The sequence below is a fragment of the Arsenophonus sp. aPb genome, assembly GCF_029873475.1.
In the GTDB taxonomy this organism is placed as follows: domain Bacteria; phylum Pseudomonadota; class Gammaproteobacteria; order Enterobacterales; family Enterobacteriaceae; genus Arsenophonus.
The window spans coordinates 2624969-2647459 of record NZ_CP123499.1 but is presented as its reverse complement, the minus strand read 5'-3'; the positions used below and the strand labels follow the sequence as shown (position 1 = coordinate 2647459).

General features: G+C 39.3%; 14 protein-coding genes, 2 tRNA genes, 3 rRNA genes and 2 pseudogenes. 18 read left to right on the top strand and 3 right to left on the bottom strand.

Annotation, left to right across the window (positions count from 1 at the left end):
* Positions 1-161 precede the first annotated feature (161 nt).
* From pepQ to QE177_RS11740, 11 genes and pseudogenes are all read left to right on the top strand, one after another.
* A complete protein-coding gene (pepQ, locus tag QE177_RS11790; RefSeq protein WP_280549857.1) occupies positions 162-1496 on the top strand; it encodes a Xaa-Pro dipeptidase in 1335 nt (444 codons plus the stop codon).
* Positions 1496-2107: an IMPACT family protein gene (locus QE177_RS11785; protein WP_280549855.1), complete on the top strand. Its 612-nt coding sequence runs from the start codon at positions 1496-1498 to the stop codon at positions 2105-2107. The genes pepQ and QE177_RS11785 overlap by 1 nt, the downstream gene beginning before the upstream one ends.
* 30 nt (positions 2108-2137) lie before the next feature.
* Entirely contained in the window at positions 2138-3589 is a 1452-nt protein-coding gene (gene trkH / locus QE177_RS11780; RefSeq protein ID WP_280549853.1) for a Trk system potassium transporter TrkH, read from the top strand.
* A 27-nt stretch (positions 3590-3616) separates the two neighbouring features.
* Positions 3617-4144 carry a menaquinone-dependent protoporphyrinogen IX dehydrogenase gene (gene hemG / locus QE177_RS11775; RefSeq protein ID WP_280549851.1) on the top strand — a complete coding sequence of 176 codons (528 nt, stop codon included), beginning with the start codon at positions 3617-3619 and terminating at the stop codon, positions 4142-4144.
* Between the two features lie 460 nt (positions 4145-4604).
* A 16S ribosomal RNA gene (locus QE177_RS11770) occupies positions 4605-6146 on the top strand.
* Between the two features lie 66 nt (positions 6147-6212).
* Positions 6213-6289 (top strand) — tRNA-Ile (locus QE177_RS11765).
* A 67-nt stretch (positions 6290-6356) separates the two neighbouring features.
* Positions 6357-6432, top strand: a tRNA-Ala gene (locus QE177_RS11760).
* Positions 6433-6774: 342 nt separating this feature from the next.
* Positions 6775-9877 (top strand): 23S ribosomal RNA (locus QE177_RS11755).
* Between the two features lie 181 nt (positions 9878-10058).
* A 5S ribosomal RNA gene (gene rrf / locus QE177_RS11750) occupies positions 10059-10174 on the top strand.
* The 16S, 23S and 5S rRNA genes sit together here with 2 tRNA genes alongside, the layout of an rRNA operon.
* A 319-nt stretch (positions 10175-10493) precedes the next feature.
* The gene (locus QE177_RS11745; protein WP_280549849.1) at positions 10494-11489 is read left to right on the top strand and encodes a glycosyltransferase; all 996 of its coding nucleotides are present in this window, start codon (positions 10494-10496) and stop codon (positions 11487-11489) included.
* Between the two features lie 405 nt (positions 11490-11894).
* A pseudogene (locus QE177_RS11740) lies at positions 11895-13109 on the top strand (Na/Pi cotransporter family protein); the annotation flags it as partial.
* Positions 13110-13160: 51 nt separating this feature from the next.
* On the opposite strand, the gene QE177_RS11735 reads toward QE177_RS11740, so the two are convergent.
* Entirely contained in the window at positions 13161-13844 is a 684-nt protein-coding gene (locus tag QE177_RS11735; protein ID WP_280548476.1) for an IS6 family transposase, read from the bottom strand.
* Positions 13845-13925: 81 nt separating this feature from the next.
* Positions 13926-14282 (bottom strand): annotated as a pseudogene (locus QE177_RS11730) (Arm DNA-binding domain-containing protein); the annotation flags it as partial.
* 441 nt (positions 14283-14723) lie between these two features.
* Here QE177_RS11730 and QE177_RS11725 point away from each other — a divergent pair.
* From QE177_RS11725 to QE177_RS11695, 7 genes are all read left to right on the top strand, one after another.
* Positions 14724-15134, top strand: a complete 411-nt coding sequence (locus QE177_RS11725; RefSeq protein WP_280549847.1) for a DNA polymerase III subunit psi — start codon at positions 14724-14726, stop codon at positions 15132-15134.
* On the top strand, positions 15103-15543 hold the full coding sequence (gene rimI / locus QE177_RS11720) for a ribosomal protein S18-alanine N-acetyltransferase (RefSeq protein ID WP_280549845.1): 441 nt from the start codon (positions 15103-15105) through the stop codon (positions 15541-15543). The genes QE177_RS11725 and rimI overlap by 32 nt, the downstream gene beginning before the upstream one ends.
* A 130-nt stretch (positions 15544-15673) precedes the next feature.
* Entirely contained in the window at positions 15674-16912 is a 1239-nt protein-coding gene (gene fliB, locus QE177_RS11715; protein WP_280549843.1) for a flagellin lysine-N-methylase, read from the top strand.
* A 320-nt stretch (positions 16913-17232) separates the two neighbouring features.
* Entirely contained in the window at positions 17233-18099 is an 867-nt protein-coding gene (locus QE177_RS11710; protein ID WP_280549841.1) for a triacylglycerol lipase, read from the top strand.
* 395 nt (positions 18100-18494) lie between these two features.
* Positions 18495-20084 carry a peptide chain release factor 3 gene (gene prfC, locus QE177_RS11705; protein WP_280549840.1) on the top strand — a complete coding sequence of 530 codons (1590 nt, stop codon included), beginning with the start codon at positions 18495-18497 and terminating at the stop codon, positions 20082-20084.
* Between the two features lie 195 nt (positions 20085-20279).
* Complete coding sequence (locus tag QE177_RS11700) at positions 20280-21347, top strand: patatin-like phospholipase family protein (RefSeq protein ID WP_280549838.1); 1068 nt, start codon at positions 20280-20282, stop codon at positions 21345-21347.
* Entirely contained in the window at positions 21337-21738 is a 402-nt protein-coding gene (locus QE177_RS11695) for a TatD family hydrolase (RefSeq protein WP_280549836.1), read from the top strand. Before QE177_RS11700 ends, QE177_RS11695 begins: the two co-directional genes overlap by 11 nt.
* A gap of 36 nt (positions 21739-21774) precedes the next feature.
* Here QE177_RS11695 and QE177_RS11690 read toward each other — a convergent pair whose 3' ends face one another.
* The gene (locus tag QE177_RS11690) at positions 21775-22458 is read right to left on the bottom strand and encodes an IS6 family transposase (protein WP_280548476.1); all 684 of its coding nucleotides are present in this window, start codon (positions 22456-22458) and stop codon (positions 21775-21777) included.
* Between the last annotated feature and the right edge of the window lie 33 nt (positions 22459-22491).

The following is a 22491-nucleotide window of genomic DNA, read 5'->3' as shown; positions in this document are numbered from 1 at the left end:
AAATTATCTGGGTTATTGAAAACCGCGTTAATAGTTACTTATTTGTTTTTATTAATAAAAAGAAGACACTTTAATTGGGAAAACGCATTCATTAAATTAATGATAATATTTAATGTGTTATTTTGCTGGATATTAGAGATAAAAAAATAGGTGAACTAAAAATGGAAAATCTTGCTAGTCAATATCAAGAACATATTAAAATATTACAGCAACGTACGCAGTATGTATTAAAAAATAATAAATTGAATGCCTTACTTATCCATTCTGGAGAGCCACAAGGCGTTTTTCTTGATGATTATCATTATCCATTTAGAGCTAATCCACATTTCAAAGCTTGGCTACCTATTACTCAAGTTGCCCATTGTTGGTTATTAGTTGATGGAGTGAGCAAGCCTAAGTTATGGTTTTATTCGCCAATTGATTATTGGCATAGCATTGACCCCTTACCGGATAGCTTTTGGGTAAAAGAGTTTGAGTTGTTTCATTTAAAACAGGCTAATGATATTAAACAATGGTTGTTTCAATTAGATAAAAAGCATATTGGTTATATTGGTGAATCTATTGCTCAAGCTAAGGAATTAGGTATTTCGGCAGTTAATATTAATCATAAACCGGTATTAGATTATTTTCATTACCATCGTGCTTATAAGACAAACTATGAAATAAGTTGCTTACAGCAAGCGCAGAAAATGGCAATAGCGGGTCATCATGCTGCCCGTGAGGCTTTTTATCAAGGAGCGAGTGAATTTGATATTAATATTAGTTACTTGCAGGCAGCGGGTCAGCGAGATATCGACGTTCCATACAGTAATATCATTGCTCTCAATGAAAATTGTTCAGTACTCCACTACACTAAATTGAAATATCAACCACCAAAAAAAATGTATAGTTTTTTAATTGATGCGGGTTCTGAATACCATGGCTATGCCGCAGATATTACGCGTACGTATGCGGGCAAAAATAATAATGAATTTGCTAATTTGATTAACGACCTAGATAGTAAACAACAGATATTGATCGATACAATTAAATCGGGTATTCGCTATACTGAATATCATTATCGGATGCATCAACATATTGCATCTTTACTGCTAGATCATGGCATTATTTGCAATATCAGTGAAGAGGCAATGATAAAAGAGGGGCTTACAACTCCCTTTTTTCCCCATGGTTTAGGCCATCTTTTGGGATTACAAGTTCATGATGTTGGTGGATTTATGCAGGATGAGACAGGAGCTGCTTTGTCTGCGCCAGAATGTTATCCTTTCTTACGTTGCACGCGTATCTTACAACCTGGTATGGTATTAACTATTGAACCTGGTCTCTACTTCATAGAGACACTATTGGCTCCTTGGCGCGAAGGATCGTTTAGTAAATATTTTAACTGGCATAAAATTGCGTCCCTTATGCCAAATGGTGGTATTCGTATCGAAGATAATATCATCATATATGAAAATAAAGTTGAAAATATGACGCGTAATTTACATTTAAAATAATGAATGCCTATTTGATACCTGCAGAGTCGGTTGTGGTTACCGAAGAGATTAAAAAAAGTCGTTTTATTACTTATTTGGAACATACTGATGGAGTTGCTGAAGCGAAAAATTTTATCCAAACTATCAAGCATAAATACCCGGATGCTCGACATCACTGTTGGGCCTATGTCGCTGGTAGACCTGATGATTGTCAACAGTTAGGTTTTTCTGATGATGGAGAGCCAACAGGTACGGCCGGTAAGCCGATGATCACCCAGTTGTTAGCTAGCCATATTGGTGAAATTACCGTGGTTGTTGTTCGTTATTTTGGTGGTATCAAATTAGGAACTGGCGGATTGGTTAGAGCTTATGGTAATAGTGTTCAACAAGCATTGGGACTTTTAAACACACAGCAAAAAGTGCTACAAAAATATTATTTAATATATTGTGAATATACGCATATAAAAATGGTTGAGCAATTAATACAACAATCATCGGGGCAGATCCTTGTGCGGGAATATAGTGAAAATGTGATATTAGAAATTTCCCTTCCTGCCAATGCTGAACAAAAGTTTGCTGATAAATTATGTAATTTGAGTAGAGGCGCATTAAATTTAGTCCCTAAATCTTAAGGTTATAACTAGATTCTCAAGGAACCATTCATGCATTTTCGAGCAATAACCCGAATTGTTGGGCTACTTGTTATCTTATTTTCTGTCACTATGATTATTCCAGGCATAGTTGCATTGATTTATCGAGATGGAGCAGGACGTGCCTTTAGCCAGACCTTTGTTGCGGCGTTAATTATAGGTTTACTGCTATGGATACCAAACAGAAATAATCGACATGATCTAAAACCTAAAGAAGGTTTTCTGATCGTTGCCCTTTTTTGGACCGTGTTAGGTAGTGTTGGGGCATTACCCTTTATCTTTTCTGATCGGCCTCATCTTTCGGTTACCGATGCTTTTTTTGAATCATTTTCCGGTTTAACAACAACTGGAGCAACCACATTGGTTGGGTTAGATGCTTTACCCAAAGCAATACTCTTTTATCGACAGATGTTACAGTGGCTAGGTGGCATGGGGATCATTGTTTTAGCGGTAGCCATATTACCTTTATTAGGCGTAGGTGGAATGCAGCTTTATCGGGCAGAAATGCCTGGACCACTTAAAGACAATAAAATGCGTCCAAGGATTGCGGAAACGGCAAAAACACTTTGGTTAATCTATGTTTTACTCACGATAGTATGCGCAATAGCATTATGGGGTGCTGGCATGGACGTCTTTGATGCTATCTCCCATAGTTTTTCTACTGTTGCTATTGGTGGATTTTCTACTCATGATCAAAGTATTGGCTACTTTAATAGCCCTGCTATCAACACCATTATTGCTATTTTTTTGCTGATTTCTGGCTGTAATTTTGGTCTTCATTTTGCCGTTTTATCCGGGCGTAGTTTGACAATTTACTGGCGTGATCCCGAATTTAGAGTATTCATCGGTTTTCAGTTAGTATTGATCGTCATTTGTACGCTAGTACTTCTATATCATTCAGTTTACGACTCACTTTTTGAAACATTTGATCAAGCCTTTTTTCAGGTTGTCTCTGTGGCAACAACAGCCGGTTTTAGTACTGATGGGTTTGCAAATTGGCCACTTTTCCTACCAATATTATTACTTTGTGCAGCTTTTGTCGGCGGATGTGCGGGCTCAACTGGAGGTGGATTAAAAGTTATTCGAATTTTGTTATTATTCTTGCAGGGTTCTCGTGAGTTAAAACGTTTGGTACATCCAAATGCTGTTTACACGATAAAATTAGGCGCTAGAGCATTACCTGAACGTATTATTGAAGCCGTTTGGGGTTTCTTTTCTGCTTATGCTTTGGTTTTTCTTATCAGTTTATTATTGTTAATCGCTACCGGCGTAGATGAGTTTTCTGCTTTTGCCTCAATTGCAGCAACACTCAATAATTTAGGGCCAGGATTAGGCTCGGTAGCTGAAAACTTTACCACCATGAATCCAACGGGAAAATGGATCCTAATTGTTACTATGTTATTTGGCCGATTGGAAGTTTTCACATTACTGGTTCTTTTCACACCAACCTTTTGGCGGGAATAATCCATTATATAATTTTAAAGGTAACTCATGAGCTATTTGCTACTTTATTCTGGTGAAAATGGACAGACTAAAAAGATAATACTTAAAATTACTGAATATTTACGTAAAGAGGGTAAACAATGTGATGTCAGAGATTTAAATATGGATAAAAATTTTAATCTTTCTGTTTACCAAAAAGTATTAGTTGGAGCCTCAATACGTTATGGTCATTTTAATCCTACGGTATTAAATTTTGCGCAAAATCACCAAAAAGAGTTGAATACCATGCCAAGTGCATTTTTTGGCGTTAATCTAACGGCCAGGAAAAAGGATAAAGATACACCTGAAACAAATGTTTATGTACGTAAATTTTTAGCTAAAACTCCGTGGCAACCGGCTCTCACTAATGTGTTTGCAGGCGCGCTATGTTATCCCCAATATAACTGGTTTGATCGTATTATGATCCAATTTATTATGAAAATAACGGGCGGAGAAACGAATACAAATAAAGAAATTGAATATACTGATTGGCAAAAAGTCGAATACTTTGCGCGTGAATTTAATGCGCTTAAATAAAAATTTCATTAAAAATGGCTATTTTCTCGCATTTTTGTTGAAAAAAACAGCAAACAACTCAAGTTTACAAATTATTGCTTGCTAGTCACATAAAACTCCCTATAATGCGCCCCCACTGAGTTAGTATAGAACCAATCAGTTGAAGTGGATTTTAGCGACGCAGGGTAAAGAAAAGTAGAAATAACTACTTGACTTTACAGGTGAAAAGCGTAATATACGCCACCTCGCGACTCCGGTCGCACGCTCTTTAACAATTAATCAGACAATCTGTGTGGGCACTCGCAAGACATCATCAAAAACTATTTGAAGATTAAGTCTTGAAGAGTGACAAAACAGTTAATTCATATATGAACTAATAAGCAGTAACGTTATTTTGGGCAACGGTGAAGGCAGTAAAATGTCGACAAAGTAGCAAAAAAAGCGTTACGGCCAGTAAAACATTCTTTGAGCATCAAACTTTTAATTGAAGAGTTTGATCATGGCTCAGATTGAACGCTGGCGGCAGGCCTAACACATGCAAGTCGAGCGGCAGCGGGAGAAAGCTTGCTTTCTTGCCGGCGAGCGGCGGACGGGTGAGTAAGGTATGGGGATCTGGCCGAAGGCGGGGGATAACCACTGGAAACGGTGGCTAATACCGCATAATCTCTAAGGAGCAAAGTGGGGGACCTTCTGGCCTCACACCTTCGGATGAACCCATATGAGATTAGCTAGTAGGTGGGGTAAAGGCTCACCTAGGCGACGATCTCTAGCTGGTCTGAGAGGATGATCAGCCACACTGGGACTGAGACACGGCCCAGACTCCTACGGGAGGCAGCAGTGGGGAATATTGCACAATGGGCGCAAGCCTGATGCAGCCATGCCGCGTGTATGAAGAAGGCCTTCGGGTTGTAAAGTACTTTCAGTCGTGAGGAAGGTGTTAAGGTTAATAGTCTTAGCAATTGACGTTAGCGACAGAAGAAGCACCGGCTAACTCCGTGCCAGCAGCCGCGGTAATACGGAGGGTGCGAGCGTTAATCGGAATTACTGGGCGTAAAGGGCACGCAGGCGGTTAATTAAGTTGGATGTGAAATCCCCGGGCTTAACCTGGGAATGGCATTCAAGACTGGTTAGCTAGAGTCTTGTAGAGGGGGGTAGAATTCCATGTGTAGCGGTGAAATGCGTAGAGATGTGGAGGAATACCGGTGGCGAAGGCGGCCCCCTGGACAAAGACTGACGCTCATGTGCGAAAGCGTGGGGAGCAAACAGGATTAGATACCCTGGTAGTCCACGCTGTAAACGATGTCGATTTGGAGGTTGTGGTCATGAACTGTGGCCTCCGGAGCTAACGCGTTAAATCGACCGCCTGGGGAGTACGGCCGCAAGGTTAAAACTCAAATGAATTGACGGGGCCCGCACAAGCGGTGGAGCATGTGGTTTAATTCGATGCAACGCGAAGAACCTTACCTACTCTTGACATCCAGCGAAGCCTTTAGAGATAGAGGCGTGCCTTCGGGAGCGCTGAGACAGGTGCTGCATGGCTGTCGTCAGCTCGTGTTGTGAAATGTTGGGTTAAGTCCCGCAACGAGCGCAACCCTTATCCTTTGTTGCCATCGAGTTATGTCGGGAACTCAAAGGAGACTGCCGGTGATAAACCGGAGGAAGGTGGGGATGACGTCAAGTCATCATGGCCCTTACGAGTAGGGCTACACACGTGCTACAATGGCGTATACAGAGAGAGGCGAGCCTGCGAGGGGAAGCGGAACTCAGAAAGTACGTCGAAGTCCGGATTGGAGTCTGCAACTCGACTCCATGAAGTCGGAATCGCTAGTAATCGCGGATCAGCATGTCGCGGTGAATACGTTCCCGGGCCTTGTACACACCGCCCGTCACACCATGGGAGTGGGTTGCAAAAGAAGTAGGTAGCTTAACCTTCGGGATGGCGCTTACCACTTTGTGATTCATGACTGGGGTGAAGTCGTAACAAGGTAACCGTAGGGGAACCTGCGGTTGGATCACCTCCTTACCGAGATAGATGGAATGTGAGTGTTCACACAGATTGTCTGATGAAGATTGAGCAGAAGGTATCATTAGGCTTGTAGCTCAGGTGGTTAGAGCGCACCCCTGATAAGGGTGAGGTCGGTGGTTCAAGTCCACTCAGGCCTACCAAGATTGCTGGCAGATATTGCCTAAAGGCGAAGTTAGCGGGAAGGAGTAATGATACAAGAATCTTAATGGGGCTATAGCTCAGCTGGGAGAGCGCCTGCTTTGCACGCAGGAGGTCAGCGGTTCGATCCCGCTTAGCTCCACCATATTGCAAGATAAAACTAGATAAAAAGTTATTCAGAGCAGGCTGGCAACAGTATGCTGCGAATAATAATGCTCTTTAACAATCTGGAACAAGCTGAAAATTGAAACACACATTATTGAGAAAAATAATGTGGAGAACTCTCAAACTCCAACGTGAAGTGTATTCGCTGTCAGGAAGGCAGGCATTATGAGCGAGCAGTCAGGAATTCGAGGCGGCCAGCGCGCAGCAAGCGCAGCGTACAAAAGTACGTGAGCATTGCGAGCACTGCCCAACAAAGAATTGCTGCACGCGCAGCCATAACCTATCAGAATGATAGTGAAATAAAGACATCTTCGGGTTGTGAGGTTAAGCGAACGAAGCGTACACGGTGGATGCCTAGGCAGTCAGAGGCGATGAAGGACGTGCTAATCTGCGAAAAGCGTCGGTAAGCTGATATGAAGCGTAATAGCCGGCGATGTCCGAATGGGGAAACCCAGTGCATTAATGCACTATCGTTTGATGAATTCATAGTCAAACGAGGCGAACCGGGGGAACTGAAACATCTCAGTACCCCGAGGAAAAGAAATCAACCGAGATTCCCCTAGTAGCGGCGAGCGAACGGGGAGCAGCCCAGAGTCAGCATCGATATTAGTATCAGGAGAAGGGTCTGGAAAGGCCAGCAATAAAGGGTGATAGCCCCGTATCCGAAGATGTTAGTATTGTGAGCTCGAAGAGTAGGGCGGGACACGTGTTATCCTGTCTGAATATGGGGGGACCATCCTCCAAGGCTAAATACTCCTGACTGACCGATAGTGAACCAGTACCGTGAGGGGAAAGGCGAAAAGAACCCCGGCGAGGGGAGTGAAAAAGAACCTGAAACCGTGTACGTACAAGCGAGGGAGCCCCACCACAAAGTATTTCTGCACGCTGTTTGGCGGTTGGCGGAGCGTAGCGACGCCCAACCAATCCAATCAAGCAGTGTAAGTCCCAACGAATCAAGGCGTGATTTAGATTGAATCAGGTAAAATCTGATTTAAGACGCATCAGGCCAATTGACTGGGATGGGGTGGGTTGCCGAAGGCAACCGCCGCAAAGTACGGAGTACTTTGGGGTGGGGTGACTGCGTACCTTTTGTATAATGGGTCAGCGACTTATATTCTGTAGCAAGGTTAACCGCATAGGGGAGCCGTAGGGAAACCGAGTCTTAACTGGGCGTTAAGTTGCAGGGTATAGACCCGAAACCCGGTGATCTAGCCATGGGCAGGTTGAAGGTTGGGTAACACTAACTGGAGGACCGAACCGACTAATGTTGAAAAATTAGCGGATGACTTGTGGCTGGGGGTGAAAGGCCAATCAAACCGGGAGATAGCTGGTTCTCCCCGAAAGCTATTTAGGTAGCGCCTCGTGAATTCATCTTCGGGGGTAGAGCACTGTTTCGGCTAGGGGGTCATCCCGACTTACCAACCCGATGCAAACTACGAATACCGAAGAATGTTATCACGGGAGACACACGGCGGGTGCTAACGTCCGTCGTGAAGAGGGAAACAACCCAGACCGCCAGCTAAGGTCCCAAAGTCATGGTTAAGTGGGAAACGAAGTGGGAAGGCTTAGACAGCCAGGATGTTGGCTTAGAAGCAGCCATCATTTAAAGAAAGCGTAATAGCTCACTGGTCGAGTCGGCCTGCGCGGAAGATGTAACGGGGCTAAACCATGCACCGAAGCTGCGGCAGCAACAGCAATGTTGTTGGGTAGGGGAGCGTTCTGTAAGCCGTCGAAGGTGGACTGAGAGGTCTGCTGGAGGTATCAGAAGTGCGAATGCTGACATAAGTAACGATAAAGCGGGTGAAAAACCCGCTCGCCGAAAGACCAAGGGTTCCTGTCCAACGTTAATCGGGGCAGGGTAAGTCGACCCCTAAGGCGAGGCTGAAAAGCGTAGTCGATGGGAAACGGGTTAATATTCCCGTACTAAGGGTTACTGCGAAGGGGGGACGGAGAAGGCTAGGCTATCCGGGCGACGGTTGTCCCGGTTTAAGCGTGTAGGTGGGTCGTGCAGGCAAATCCGCATGGCTATAACACTGAGGCGTGATGACGAGCCACCAAGGTGGTGAAGTAGTTGATGCCAAGCTTCCAGGAAAAGCCTCTAAGCGATAGGTAACCGTTAATCGTACCCCAAACCGACACAGGTGGTTAGGTAGAGAATACTCAGGCGCTTGAGAGAACTCGGGTGAAGGAACTAGGCAAAATGGTGCCGTAACTTCGGGAGAAGGCACGCTGGCGTTAGGTGAAGTGGTTCGCCCATGGAGCTGAAGCCAGTCGCAGATACCAGCTGGCTGCAACTGTTTATTAAAAACACAGCACTGTGCAAACACGAAAGTGGACGTATACGGTGTGACGCCTGCCCGGTGCTGGAAGGTTAATTGATGGGGTAAGCCGTAAGGCGAAGCTCTTGATCGAAGCCCCAGTAAACGGCGGCCGTAACTATAACGGTCCTAAGGTAGCGAAATTCCTTGTCGGGTAAGTTCCGACCTGCACGAATGGCGTAATGATGGCCAGGCTGTCTCCACCCGAGACTCAGTGAAATTGAACTCGCTGTGAAGATGCAGTGTACCCGCGGCAAGACGGAAAGACCCCGTGAACCTTTACTATAGCTTGACACTGAACATTGAGCCTTGATGTGTAGGATAGGTGGGAGGCTTTGAAGTGTGGACGCCAGTTCGCATGGAGCCAACGTTGAAATACCACCCTTTAATGTTTGATGTTCTAACTTAGGCCCGTAATCCGGGCTGAGGACAGTGTCTGGTGGGTAGTTTGACTGGGGCGGTCTCCTCCCAAAGCGTAACGGAGGAGCACGAAGGTTGGCTAATCACGGTCGGACATCGTGAGGTTAGTGCAAAGGCATAAGCCAGCTTGACTGCGAGCGTGACGGCGCGAGCAGGTACGAAAGTAGGTCTTAGTGATCCGGTGGTTCTGAATGGAAGGGCCATCGCTCAACGGATAAAAGGTACTCCGGGGATAACAGGCTGATACCGCCCAAGAGTTCATATCGACGGCGGTGTTTGGCACCTCGATGTCGGCTCATCACATCCTGGGGCTGAAGTAGGTCCCAAGGGTATGGCTGTTCGCCATTTAAAGTGGTACGCGAGCTGGGTTTAGAACGTCGTGAGACAGTTCGGTCCCTATCTGTCGTGGGCGAAGGAAGATTGAGGGGGGCTGCTCCTAGTACGAGAGGACCGGAGTGGACGCACCACTGGTGTACAGGTTGTCATGCCAATGGCATAGCCTGGTAGCTAAGTGCGGAAGAGATAACCGCTGAAAGCATCTAAGCGGGAAACTTGCCTCAAGATGAGTCTTCCCTGACAGCAATGTCCTATAAGGGGTGTTCGAGACGAGGACGTAGATAGGCTGGGTGTGTAAGCGTAGCGATACGTTGAGCTAACCAGTACTAATGACCCGAGAGGCTTAACCTGACAACACCGAAGGTGTTTTGAGAAGAGAGAAGAAATTTTAGCTTGTTCGGAGATTGACTCCTGTAGGAATTTACGTGAATGGCAGTGAGCTGGCGCTAGGTGCATACTGAGGTATGTGAATGAGGCGAAAGGCTGGCCGAGATAGCAGCGTAATGAAACAGGATAGCGAAAAAAGAATTTGTCTGGCGGCAATAGCGCGGTGGTCCCACCTGACCCCATGCCGAACTCAGAAGTGAAATGCCGTAGCGCCGATGGTAGTGTGGGGTCTCCCCATGTGAGAGTAGGGAGCTGCCAGACTTTAATTATGTTAAAAAAGCCACCTAAGGGTGGCTTTTTTTGTCTAAAAAATAGCTATTTTCAATATAAAATTTGCATAACAATTTTGATCCTAATGTAATTTTTTTGTATCAATAATATAAGTGTTATTTATATTAATTTTAATGCTTACATTAATAGATAATTAATTATGCAAATTATCTTATGGTATATTTATTTGATATTGGTAATATTATTATTCTATTTTTTTAACAAAATTGAGCACCTAAACATTTATCTATTGAATATTTGATATAAGATTAAATAACCTCAATAAAAAGATAATGATTAAGGTAAACATATGTTAGCTGAACCGATGCTAAGTATTGTTGTTGCTGTATTTAATGGCGAACCATTCTTATCAAAATTTTTTAATTGTCTTGAGCAACAAAAACTAGAAAATTGGGAGCTTATATTAGTCAATGATGGTTCAACAGATAATAGCGCTTTATTATTAGAGGAATGTAGAGAACGATTCCCAAATACTAAAATTTTACATCAGCAAAATCTCGGGGTATCTGTCGCTCGAAATGTAGGAATGAATATGGCGACAGGTAAATATATAACTTTTCCTGATATTGACGATATCATTCATTTAGGGATGTATAACCGTTTATTAACGTTGGCAAAGTTGGGTGATTTAGATGTTGCTATGTGTAATGGTACTTATGTTTATATGGATGGCTCACCCTCTAAATTAATTTTTCCTTTAAAAAAAGTTCCATCGACTGACATAATTTCAGGAACTGAATGGTTACAAAAAGGTTTAAGTTCAGGTAAGTTTTTACACGTTACTTGGCTGAATATTTATAAGTTAAGTTTTATTCGTGATCATCAGTATCAGTTTGAACCGCAACTACATCATCAAGATATTCCTTGGACAACAGAAATATTGCTTAATGCAAAGCGCGTGCAGTTTATTAATGAATCTTATTATGATTATTTTATTCACAATAAATCAGTTTCTCATTCATTATGTGGCGATGCTTTACGCGTGCGTAAGGTTAATACCTATTTAAAAATTATTGATATGTTAATGGATATTTATAAAAAATATCCTAGTGCAGTAAATCAAACTCCAGCTTGTTGGTGGCAGATTGGAAAGGAAGGCTTTGGTGTTGTATTGTCTATTCAAGCAATTGAATCACCAAAAATTAAATATGAGATGGTTAAGCGTTTTTTTGACGAAGGATACTGGCAAATTACTTGGCAACATGCGACAACTTTAAAATTAAAATGGCGACTGAGTCGGCGTTATTTAAAACTAAAATCGTTACTTAAATACCAATCTTCATGATAGTTAAAAAGAGATGTTGCTAATGAGAAAATAGCACTACACTCATTATTATATTGAGAAATAAGCTAGTAATATTGTTATTAAACTTATACTAGCGTTTAAAGTTCTTACTCGACAAATGTGATGGGTTTAATGGATTAAATGGTTTTTTTCTTTATAATGAAATATTCTATGGATATTAAATAAATTTCCCAAGTAATGGATAATGTTTGCCACTGTTTGTTTAAGCAAGCAGTGGCAATTTTTTGTATCAGCGTTAAAAGAAAATTGATATTATTTTATTAAAATAAAAAAATAACATTTTCTAGTAAATAATTTAAATAAAGCGATAAAATGGCTATAAATGCTAATATAGAAAAGTCAATATTAATATAATGAGTTATAGAAAAATAGCATGGATAATTAATGTTAACATTACTTGAATTATTATCATCCGTGGCTTTATTGGTGTGGGGCACATATATTGTCCGAACTGGTATTATGCGGGTTTTCGGTACCGATTTACGCCGAATTTTAGGCCAAAGTATCGGTAAAAAATCGCGCGCATTTTTAGCGGGTATTGCTGTTACTGCTTTAGTTCAAAGTAGTAATGCAACGGCACTATTGGTTATTTCTTTTGTGACACAAGGTTTAATTTCTATCACACCCGCTATGGTTATTATGTTGGGTGCAGACGTCGGTACCGCGATAATGGCCCGGGTGCTAACTTTTGATTTGGCATGGTTATCACCTATATTGATTTTGTTTGGTGTTATTACTTTTCTTAGCCAGAAAAAAAATCGGGTTGGTCAATTAGGGCGAGCTGCCATAGGTCTAGGACTCATTTTATTAGCTTTACAGCTTATTGTTAGTTCAGCAACGCCGATTACTCATGCATCCGCTATCCAAGCAATTTTTACTTCTTTACAAGGTGATATTATCTTAGCACTATTTGTCGGTGCGGTATTTGCTATGCTGACCTATTCTAGTTTGGCAGCGGTTTTATTAACAGCAACGTTAAGTGTGACAGGACTTGTTCCGCTTTATATTAGCCTATCAATTGTTATTGGCTCAAATATCGGTAGTGGTTTATTAGCTATGATTGGCAGTAGTCGACAAAGCGGATCAGCACGACAGGTGGCTTTAGGCAGTTTGTTATTCAAACTCATTGGCGCAATAGTGGTTTTACCTTGGATTAAACAGTTAGCTGTTTGGATAGATCATTATAATTTTAATCCGTCTGAAGTCGTGATCTATTTTCATGTGTTTTATAATTTACTGCGCTGCTTAATTATGTTGCCATTTGTTGAATTCATGTCGAGTTTTTGTCAACGGCTTATCCCCATTTCGCCTGTAGAGGTTGAGATTTTTTCCCCCCGTTATTTGGACAAAGCGGCGTTGGAAACACCTTCATTAGCAATTGCTAATGCGGTAAGAGAAACACTGCGTATGGGAGATATTGTTGAGCAAATGGTTCAACGTTTGGCTGAAGTTCTAAATGGTAATAAAATACAGAGGCGTTATATTGTTCACCTGGAAGAAGAGATTGATATGCTACATAGTAGTATTAAACTCTATTTGGCTCAAATTCAGCAAAATGAATTAGGAGACGCCGATTCTCGGCGCTGGGCAGAAATTATGGTTCTGTCGCATTAATGTTGGAAGTTTAATTTGTGGTAGTTAGAAGAATTGTTAGGCGACTAAAGTGTAAAAAGCATCGACTGGACAGAGAATTAGGCCATTGATAGGAATTTGTTGTTTATGGAGCATATGCAATATTTCTATTCCTTCCAGTAAAACTTTTGCCGTTCGGTACGTCTTAAAACCAAGCATCGCTCGATAGCGTTTTTTAATGAAACGGTGATCTTGCTCTACCATGTTATTTTTATAACGGCACTGTCTTATTTTTATCCCCAGCTCACGTTGATTAAGTGACATTAATGCAGCCCGATTAGCACCACTTTTATCAATATTCACTTCCATAGGATAGGTATTTTGATGGATAGCTTTCTTTAAAAAGCGTAATGCAGATTTTTTATTTCGCTTTTGACTAAGAATAAAATCTATCGTTTCACCACTAGCCTCTACGGCGCGATAAAGATAATGCCATTTCCCTTTTATCCTGATATAGGTTTCATCCAGATACCAGGTGCCACCATAGATTTTTCGTTTCTTTCTGGCAACACTTGCTAGTTTTGGCGTCAGTCGTAAAATCCAGCGGTGAATGGTGGAGTGATCAACAAAAATACCTCTTTCCTGCATCATCTCCTCAAGGTTACGCAAGCTTAAGGAATACGCCAGGTACCAACGTAGACAAACTAAAATGACATCGACGGGATAGTGGAGACGTTTAAAGCTTTGTTTAACAATATTCATAAGAGTCAATTATATCTGCTTGTAGTACAAGGTTTACAAATCGATCTTATCAAACAGACTCTTTTAATGCGACAGAACCTTATCTTTTGCATAGTTATCAACCCAATATTCAATCGCATCTCTAACGGTGACAGGTTTTAACGTTTCCTGAATGCTTAAGTTAAGTTGAAACTTTGGATCTTTACCAGAGGCCAACCAATGACGACACTTATCACGTAACTCACGGGCTGCTTTTAAACTCATATCAGGATAACGTCCTAACGTTATTCGATTCAGTTTTTTACCAATCCGATAAGTGAAAACCCAACTAATTCCACCTATCTTAGATATCTTCGCGCTAAGTCCTGCACCATCAGCTACAAATTCAATTTTAGGGATAGTCTTCCCGTGTAGTACTTTAAGTTTTTTGTCACTCAGTTTATTAAGTTCATTTGTCATGTCATAACCAAATTATTTATACAAATATTTATACACAGTTTGGTGTAAGAACCCAAAAACGTCAATAAACACTGGAACAATATACATACATAAAATTCATTAACATAATGATTTATAATTATTTTTTAAAATAGTGAAATAGCATGAAAACAATAAATTGAAAAATGAGATATGAACTTATTAGTAGGATTGTATCACTATTATAAGACTTCAATCCAATAGTTACTTGTTGTCTAATATTTAGTGTTCATGTTGTACCTTGATAACTTAATAAGTTGTACATTGTTCTTGTTTGATTTAAGGTCTAAATTCAGCAAATAAAATATTACTAGCAAGCGACAGTAATCGTGCTTATATTGCTGTGTCTTGCAATGTTATTATTTTGATTTATCTAGCTCTGTTTGATAAGGTGCAAGCTATATTGTGTCGGGGAGTAGCTTGATGACGGTTAGAGATCAATTACTGAAGCATATGGGAATTGTGCAATGGACATTACGCAATCCGACGGTATTGCGTGGTGAACATGCCGTGTCTATTCCTGATTCTACCCGATTAGTTATCATCGCTGATGAGCGCATTGATTTAGACAACCTTTTTGTCAAAGATATTTTACGAGCGATGATGATAGACAGTTGTCAGGTATGTTGTCTATTAACGAAAGAGGTATCGCTGTTACCGAAAGAAGTTCTTTGGCCTTGTTGGATCCTAGGCAAGCAATTAGCTATTAGTTCAAAAAAATGGGTCATCCATACTTTACCCTTGGAAGAGATTTATTTTAATCCTCAGTCAAAACGCGCTTTGTGGGCGCAAATATGCCAGTATGAAAATAATTTCGAATTTAGTACAAAGTGATTTAATCTCTGCTTTTGCGATTGAAAAAATGAGTCATGCTTTTCCCTGGAGTGAAAAAGTTTTTTACAGTAATCAAGGAAAGCAATATATTAATTTAAAAATCAGTGCGGAAAATCGACTAATTGGTTTCGCCATTACACAATGTCTACTTGATGAAGCAACACTATTTAATATTGCTATTCATCCTAATTATCAAGGTCAAGGTTATGGTGAGTATTTATTACGCTATTTGATCGATCATTTGGCAACTAAAAATATTCAAACTTTGTGGTTGGAAGTCAGACAATCAAATTATGCGGCAATTCACCTATATGAAAAACTGGGTTTTCATATTGTCACAATAAGAAAAAATTATTATCCAGCGGCAAAAAAACGGGAAGATGCAGTGGTTATGGCATTAACTATTTAGCCAGCTATATGAATTAGAAATACCTCAATTAAGTTAAAAAAAATGGTTTATATTCGATAATAGTACCATTGATAGGCGTTATTAAGTGGTAATTTGCGTGTCAATATTAGCTTAATAGAGTCTATTTGTAATGAAACAACATAGAGAAATTATCCCACTTTTTTATAAAAAATTTAAATGCATTGGTGATCAGTGTCTATCTCATTGTTGCCGAGGCTGGACGATTAATGTTGATAAAAAGACGCATAAAAAATATAAAACCGCGCACCAAATTGAAATCAAAGAGATCACCGATAAACATCTAATTAAATATCCTAATGGTAGTGGCACTAACAACTATTCTTATATCGCAATGAATGAAGAAGGTAATTGTCCCTTTTTTGGGCATGATAAATTGTGTGGGATTTATAAAACATTAGGCCCCAGCGCATTAAGTCATACTTGCCAGACTTATCCACGATCAAAAACCCAACTGGATGGCTATACGCAACATTCCTTAAGTTTTTCTTGCCCTGAAGTGGTTCGTTTAGTGTTATTTCAGCCAGACTCGATGAAATATGAAGAAAACACAGTGATTGAAAATGTTAAAATCACTGAAAAACGCGTGATTGATCAGAGTATAGCAGTCACACAAGAACATCAGGTTATACAACTATTTTGTAGTCATTTGATTATGGCAGATAGTCCTTTTATTGAGGATAATCTCTATGCCCTTGCTCAATTTATGGTCTTTTTACAATCAATTGATTACCAAGTAGAGGTCAATTATAGCCAAGTAGAAAATATATTTATGTCGTTAGTGGAAAAATTAACTAACGGTGAAATATATCAACAAAGAAAACAAGTAACATCTACAGCCAGGCATCAATTAAAGTTTTCTTTATTACTCATTATGCTACGTTTTTTTACTATTACAGATCGCTCTAAACATTATTTATTACCGGCTTTTACCAATACCATGCACTTTTTTGGTTTAGAGTCAGAATCACTCAATGAGGATATGCTAGCTAATTGGAAAAAATTGGATGATGAATGGCAAAAGGTCTTATCAACCAGTTGTCTAGCTGAACCGCAGGTGCTGAAAAACTATTTTCTTTATCGAATATACGACGAAAAATTTGGCTTATATAATTTGAAGCAGAGTTTACGATCACTTTATTATTGTTTTACTGATTATTTTTATATCAAAACATTACTGTCGGTTCAATCAGCTTATGATATTGAGGTATCGATGGAAAGTATTCAATTAATGTTTTGTCATTATTCGACCGTTACTCAGCATTCCACTAATTTACGCCAGCAGCTTGATGAATTAATTGATAAACTTAATTTTGGTGATGATTTATCTTGTTTATTATTATTAAATTAGCGGTTTTTTATTAGCAATATTTTCCCAATGCCATCTTTATTGATGGCATTTTTATATCATTTTCGATTTTTATTAAATAATGATTATATTTATATAATTTATATTGCTAAATACGAATTATATTAACTTATTTATCAAAAAATTAATTAATCGAAATTGTTATATCAGTGAATTTAAGTTACTTGTTATATAATATTTTTTTGTTTACCTTTTATCAGCTTCAATTATTTAATTATGAAGATCTCAACTTTATAATTAATTACTCTAATTAAAGCGGTTGGATTTTTTTTAATATTCAATGAAATTACTAAGGAGAAATTATGCCGACGAAATATCCTATTATTTTAGTTCACGGATTATTTGGTTTTGATAGAATAGCTGGCTATCCATGTTTTTTTGCTATTGAAAATCGGTTGAAAAAACAGGGCTATAATGTGTTTTCACCGATATTGTCTGGCGTTAATTCAAATGAAGTAAATGGAGAGCAATTATGGCTTTACATCGAGGAACTCAAGAGAAATATCGGTTGTGATAAAGTCAACTTGATTGCTTATAGTCAAGGTGCTTTATTTGCACGCTATGTTGCTGCCAATTATTCAACCAGTATTGCATCCGTAACCTCGATGAATGGTGTTAATCATGGTTCTGAAATAGCGGATCTTGTTAGAAAAGTATTGATACCAGGTAAATTAACCGAAACAGTGGTTGTTACTGCTGCTGAAATATTTTTCACATTTATTTCTTTTATTTCATCAGGCACATTAAAACCGCAAGATGGTGTTGAAGCATTAAATTCATTGACAACAGAGGTCGTCAATGAATTTAATAAAAAATATCCACAAGGTTTGCCAAAAGAATGGGGAGGTGAAGGTGATGAAGTTGTTAATGGCGTGCATTATTATTCATTCGGTAGTTTTATTAAAAAATCATTAATTAACTCGGGAATAAATGCATTTGATGTTAGTCATGCCTCATTGTTGCAATTAAATAGTTTTTTTTCTCGAGAAAAAGAAAATGATGGGCTTGTTGGGCGTTATAGTATGCGATTAGGCAAATTAATCTGTGATGATTATGATATGGATCATGTAGATATCGTTAACCAAATTGCTGGAGTCGTTTCAAATCAATATGATATACCCGGTATTTATGTCAATCATGCACAGATGTTAGCAAAAAAAGGTTTATAATATTTTATGCAGTGAAAATAAAAAATAGTCAATTGTAATAAAAGTATTAGTCGATTATTTTATAAGTTTATTTTAAATATGAAACGTGTATATTATAAGAATAATATGTTGATATTTAACCTATTATGTAAATCCTGATTTTATTTATGGCTCTCTTTATTCGAGCATATATAGATATATACCTATATTGTTCAAATTTTATAAGATAATAAGTATTTTAATTAAATAATTTATCTCTGGCTAAAAACAATTTTTTTGATATTTTTTATATTTAATTTCCCCAACGAACTAAAAATGTTTTTAATTAGTCAGTAATTTTGTTTTCAAAATGGTTTTGTCAGTGTAGAATTTTCGCCAATTTTTATACATCACGTTGTGTATGCTGGGTAGTTATAATGAAAGAGAATAGTTTTTGTCAGAAAATAGCACAGCGGAGAACCTTTGCTATTATTTCTCACCCTGATGCCGGAAAAACCACGATCACAGAAAAAGTGCTATTGTTTGGCCAAGCTATTCAAAAAGCAGGCACAGTGAAAGGTCGTGGTTCGAATCAACATGCAAAGTCTGACTGGATGGAAATGGAAAAGCAGCGGGGAATTTCAATTACCACTTCGGTAATGCAATTTCCTTATCAAGATTGTTTGATCAATTTGCTTGATACGCCAGGACATGAGGATTTTTCGGAAGACACTTATCGTACTTTAACAGCGGTCGATTGCTGTTTGATGGTGATTGATGCGGCTAAAGGTGTTGAAGATCGCACGCGTAAATTGATGGAAGTGACCCGGCTGCGTGATACGCCTATTTTAACCTTTATGAATAAATTAGATCGTGATATTCGCGATCCAATGGAATTAATGGATGAGGTTGAAAGTGAATTAAGTATTGCTTGTAGCCCAATTACTTGGCCAGTTGGTTGTGGTAAGTTATTTAAAGGAGTTTATCATCTTTACCGTGATGAGACTATTTTATATCAAGGTGGACAAGGGCATACCATTCAAGAAGTCGTTATTATTAAAGGATTAAATAATACCGAATTGGACAAAATCATTGGTGATGACTTTGCTGCTCAGCTACGTGAAGAGCTTGAGTTAGTAAAAGGTGCTTCTCATGAATTTAATTTAGACGCTTTTTTGCAAGGCAAGTTAACACCGGTCTTTTTTGGTACCGCTTTGGGTAATTTTGGTGTTGACCATATGTTAGATGGTTTGGTCAATTGGGCTCCAACACCGATGCCGCGCCAGGCTGATAGTCGTATTGTTAATGCCCAAGAAGAGAAATTTTCGGGTTTTGTATTTAAAATACAAGCTAACATGGATCCAAAACATCGTGATCGGGTGGCTTTTTTACGCATTGTGTCTGGTAGCTATCAAAAAGGTATGAAACTTTATCAGGTACGAAATAAAAAAGAGGTAGTTATTTCAGATGCGCTCACTTTTATGGCGGGCGACCGCTCCCATGTTGAAGAAGCGTTTCCAGGTGATATTATCGGCCTGCACAATCATGGCACTATTCAGATCGGTGATACCTTTACCCAGGGAGAAGCGTTAAAATTTACCGGTATTCCCAATTTTGCGCCCGAACTCTTCAAACGGATTCGTTTACGCGATCCGTTAAAACAAAAACAGTTACTTAAAGGATTAGTTCAGTTATCCGAAGAGGGTGCTGTCCAGGTATTTCGCCCTTTAGCCAATAATGATCTTATTGTTGGTGCCGTAGGAGTGCTTCAGTTTGATGTAGTGGTGGCACGTTTGAAGAGTGAATACAACGTTGAAGCTATTTATGAGCCGGTAAATGTGTCAACCGCACGCTGGATCGAATGTGATGATGTGAAAAAATTAGAAGAATTCAAACGGAAAAATGAACAGAATCTAGCTTTAGATGGTGGTGACAACCTCAGTTATATTGCCCCAACGATGGTAAATCTTAATTTAACCAGCGAGCGATATCCTGAAATTCGGTTCTGTAAAACCCGTGAGCATTAATTAATTGCATATTGATTTTTTATTATATTACCCTCACTTGTTATTAGTGGGGGGTATGACTTTTTTAGTTGTTGTATTTATTGATTTCTCCCAAACTTTTAAGGCGATAAAAATATCAGTATTAAACACAATAGTAGATATTGAATAGCAGATTGCATTTTAAGGGTCTACTATCAGTTTTAGGGGGAAAGCAATATGGGAAGATATATACCAATCACATTGGGGAATATTGAGCCTTTAACCTTCGATGATAATGCATCTGCACTTGGCAAAATAGCATTAGTCTGTGAGGGGGGTGGGCAGCGCGGTATTTTTACCGCAGGTGTATTGGATGAATTTCTCCGTGTTGGCTTCAATCCATTTGATATTATGGTAGGGACATCGGCCGGCGCGCAAAATTTATCGGCCTATCTTTGTCAACAACGCGGTTATGCCCGTAAAGTGATTACTGATTATACCACTAAATCTCAGTTTTTTAGTCCATTACGTTTTATTCGTGGTGGCCATATGATTGATTTAGATTGGCTAATTGATATTACTTCCCGTGAATTACCTCTTGATTTCTCAAAAGGATTGTCTTGCTTAAATAGCGGACGTCAATTTTTAATTAGTGCATGTCGCTATGAAGATTTTAGTCCGGTTTATTTTCAACCCACGCAAGATAGCTGGTTAGATATTATTCGGGCGTCTAGTGCTATTCCCGGATTTTATCGCCAGGGGGCGGTATTTAATGGCCAGCTTTATCATGATGGCGGTATAACTGCTTCAATTCCTGTTGAGGAAGCTTATCGCCGTGGCGCAAAAACAATTGTAGTGATTAGAACAGTTCCTTCGGGAATTTATTATACATCCGAATGGTTAAAAAGGATGACTCGCTGGTTGGAACACCGCAATATACGGCGGATGGCCAAGATGATCAAAGTACATATTAAAAGCTATCAACAGACCCAGAAATTTATTGCTGCGCCACCGCCAGGTATCCAAATTTTTGAAATTTATCCACCGAAACCTTTAATGAGTTGTGCATTAGGTAGCCGTGCTGCAAATTTAAATAGTGATTATCATATTGGACGTCAATGTGGCCACTATTTTTTAACTAGTTTAAGTGACTATTTTTCTGCTAATGATTTAGTATCTTACCCATATTCACTTGAAAATAATCAAGTGGTTAATTCAGCATCTTTATCAGCTGATGTGATTTCGAATCAACAAGATGAAGAACCTAAATCAGGTGATGAAGGATTAGTCATTGATGTTCGTTGACACCCATTGTCATTTTGATTTTCCTCCTTTTATCCATGATATTGAAGATAGCTTTTTGCGTGCTGCAAAAGTTGGCGTGACCGATATCATTATCCCGTCAGTGGGTATTGAGAATTTAGAGCGAGTATATTCACTGGCACAACAACATCCGCATTTATATGCCGCATTAGGTTTTCATCCTTTGTATATTGCAAATTATTTACCGGATCATTTTACTGAATTAGTGGCATTATTGCAGCAAAACAGCAATAAATGTGTTGCTATTGGTGAAATAGGCTTAGATTATTTTGTTACGAATGCCGAGGTTAAGCAACAACAAGCATTGTTGATCCAGCAATTAAAGCTAGCTAAACAATATGAGTTACCGGTTATTCTGGTTCTGTCGCATTAATGTTGGAAGTTTAATTTGTGGTAGTTAGAAGAATTGTTAGGCGACTAAAGTGTAAAAAGCATCGACTGGACAGAGAATTAGGCCATTGATAGGAATTTGTTGTTTATGGAGCATATGCAATATTTCTATTCCTTCCAGTAAAACTTTTGCCGTTCGGTACGTCTTAAAACCAAGCATCGCTCGATAGCGTTTTTTAATGAAACGGTGATCTTGCTCTACCATGTTATTTTTATAACGGCACTGTCTTATTTTTATCCCCAGCTCACGTTGATTAAGTGACATTAATGCAGCCCGATTAGCACCACTTTTATCAATATTCACTTCCATAGGATAGGTATTTTGATGGATAGCTTTCTTTAAAAAGCGTAATGCAGATTTTTTATTTCGCTTTTGACTAAGAATAAAATCTATCGTTTCACCACTAGCCTCTACGGCGCGATAAAGATAATGCCATTTCCCTTTTATCCTGATATAGGTTTCATCCAGATACCAGGTGCCACCATAGATTTTTCGTTTCTTTCTGGCAACACTTGCTAGTTTTGGCGTCAGTCGTAAAATCCAGCGGTGAATGGTGGAGTGATCAACAAAAATACCTCTTTCCTGCATCATCTCCTCAAGGTTACGCAAGCTTAAGGAATACGCCAGGTACCAACGTAGACAAACTAAAATGACATCGACGGGATAGTGGAGACGTTTAAAGCTTTGTTTAACAATATTCATAAGAGTCAATTATATCTGCTTGTAGTACAAGGT

Bases quoted from the DNA above. Each gene is read 5' to 3' on its own strand.
- hemG (WP_280549851.1), top strand. From the start codon at position 3,617: ATGAGCTATTTGCTACTTTATTCTGGTGAAAATGGACAGACTAAAAAG.
- QE177_RS11725 (WP_280549847.1), top strand. From the start codon at position 14,724: ATGACGGTTAGAGATCAATTACTGAAGCATATGGGAATTGTGCAATGG.
- QE177_RS11710 (WP_280549841.1), top strand. From the start codon at position 17,233: ATGCCGACGAAATATCCTATTATTTTAGTTCACGGATTATTTGGTTTT.
- trkH (WP_280549853.1), top strand. From the start codon at position 2,138: ATGCATTTTCGAGCAATAACCCGAATTGTTGGGCTACTTGTTATCTTA.
- QE177_RS11695 (WP_280549836.1), top strand. From the start codon at position 21,337: ATGTTCGTTGACACCCATTGTCATTTTGATTTTCCTCCTTTTATCCAT.
- QE177_RS11785 (WP_280549855.1), top strand. From the start codon at position 1,496: ATGAATGCCTATTTGATACCTGCAGAGTCGGTTGTGGTTACCGAAGAG.
- QE177_RS11700 (WP_280549838.1), top strand. From the start codon at position 20,280: ATGGGAAGATATATACCAATCACATTGGGGAATATTGAGCCTTTAACC.
- QE177_RS11745 (WP_280549849.1), top strand. From the start codon at position 10,494: ATGTTAGCTGAACCGATGCTAAGTATTGTTGTTGCTGTATTTAATGGC.
- QE177_RS11735 (WP_280548476.1), bottom strand. From the start codon at position 13,844: ATGAATATTGTTAAACAAAGCTTTAAACGTCTCCACTATCCCGTCGAT.
- pepQ (WP_280549857.1), top strand. From the start codon at position 162: ATGGAAAATCTTGCTAGTCAATATCAAGAACATATTAAAATATTACAG.
- rimI (WP_280549845.1), top strand. From the start codon at position 15,103: ATGAAAATAATTTCGAATTTAGTACAAAGTGATTTAATCTCTGCTTTT.
- QE177_RS11690 (WP_280548476.1), bottom strand. From the start codon at position 22,458: ATGAATATTGTTAAACAAAGCTTTAAACGTCTCCACTATCCCGTCGAT.
- fliB (WP_280549843.1), top strand. From the start codon at position 15,674: ATGAAACAACATAGAGAAATTATCCCACTTTTTTATAAAAAATTTAAA.
- prfC (WP_280549840.1), top strand. From the start codon at position 18,495: ATGAAAGAGAATAGTTTTTGTCAGAAAATAGCACAGCGGAGAACCTTT.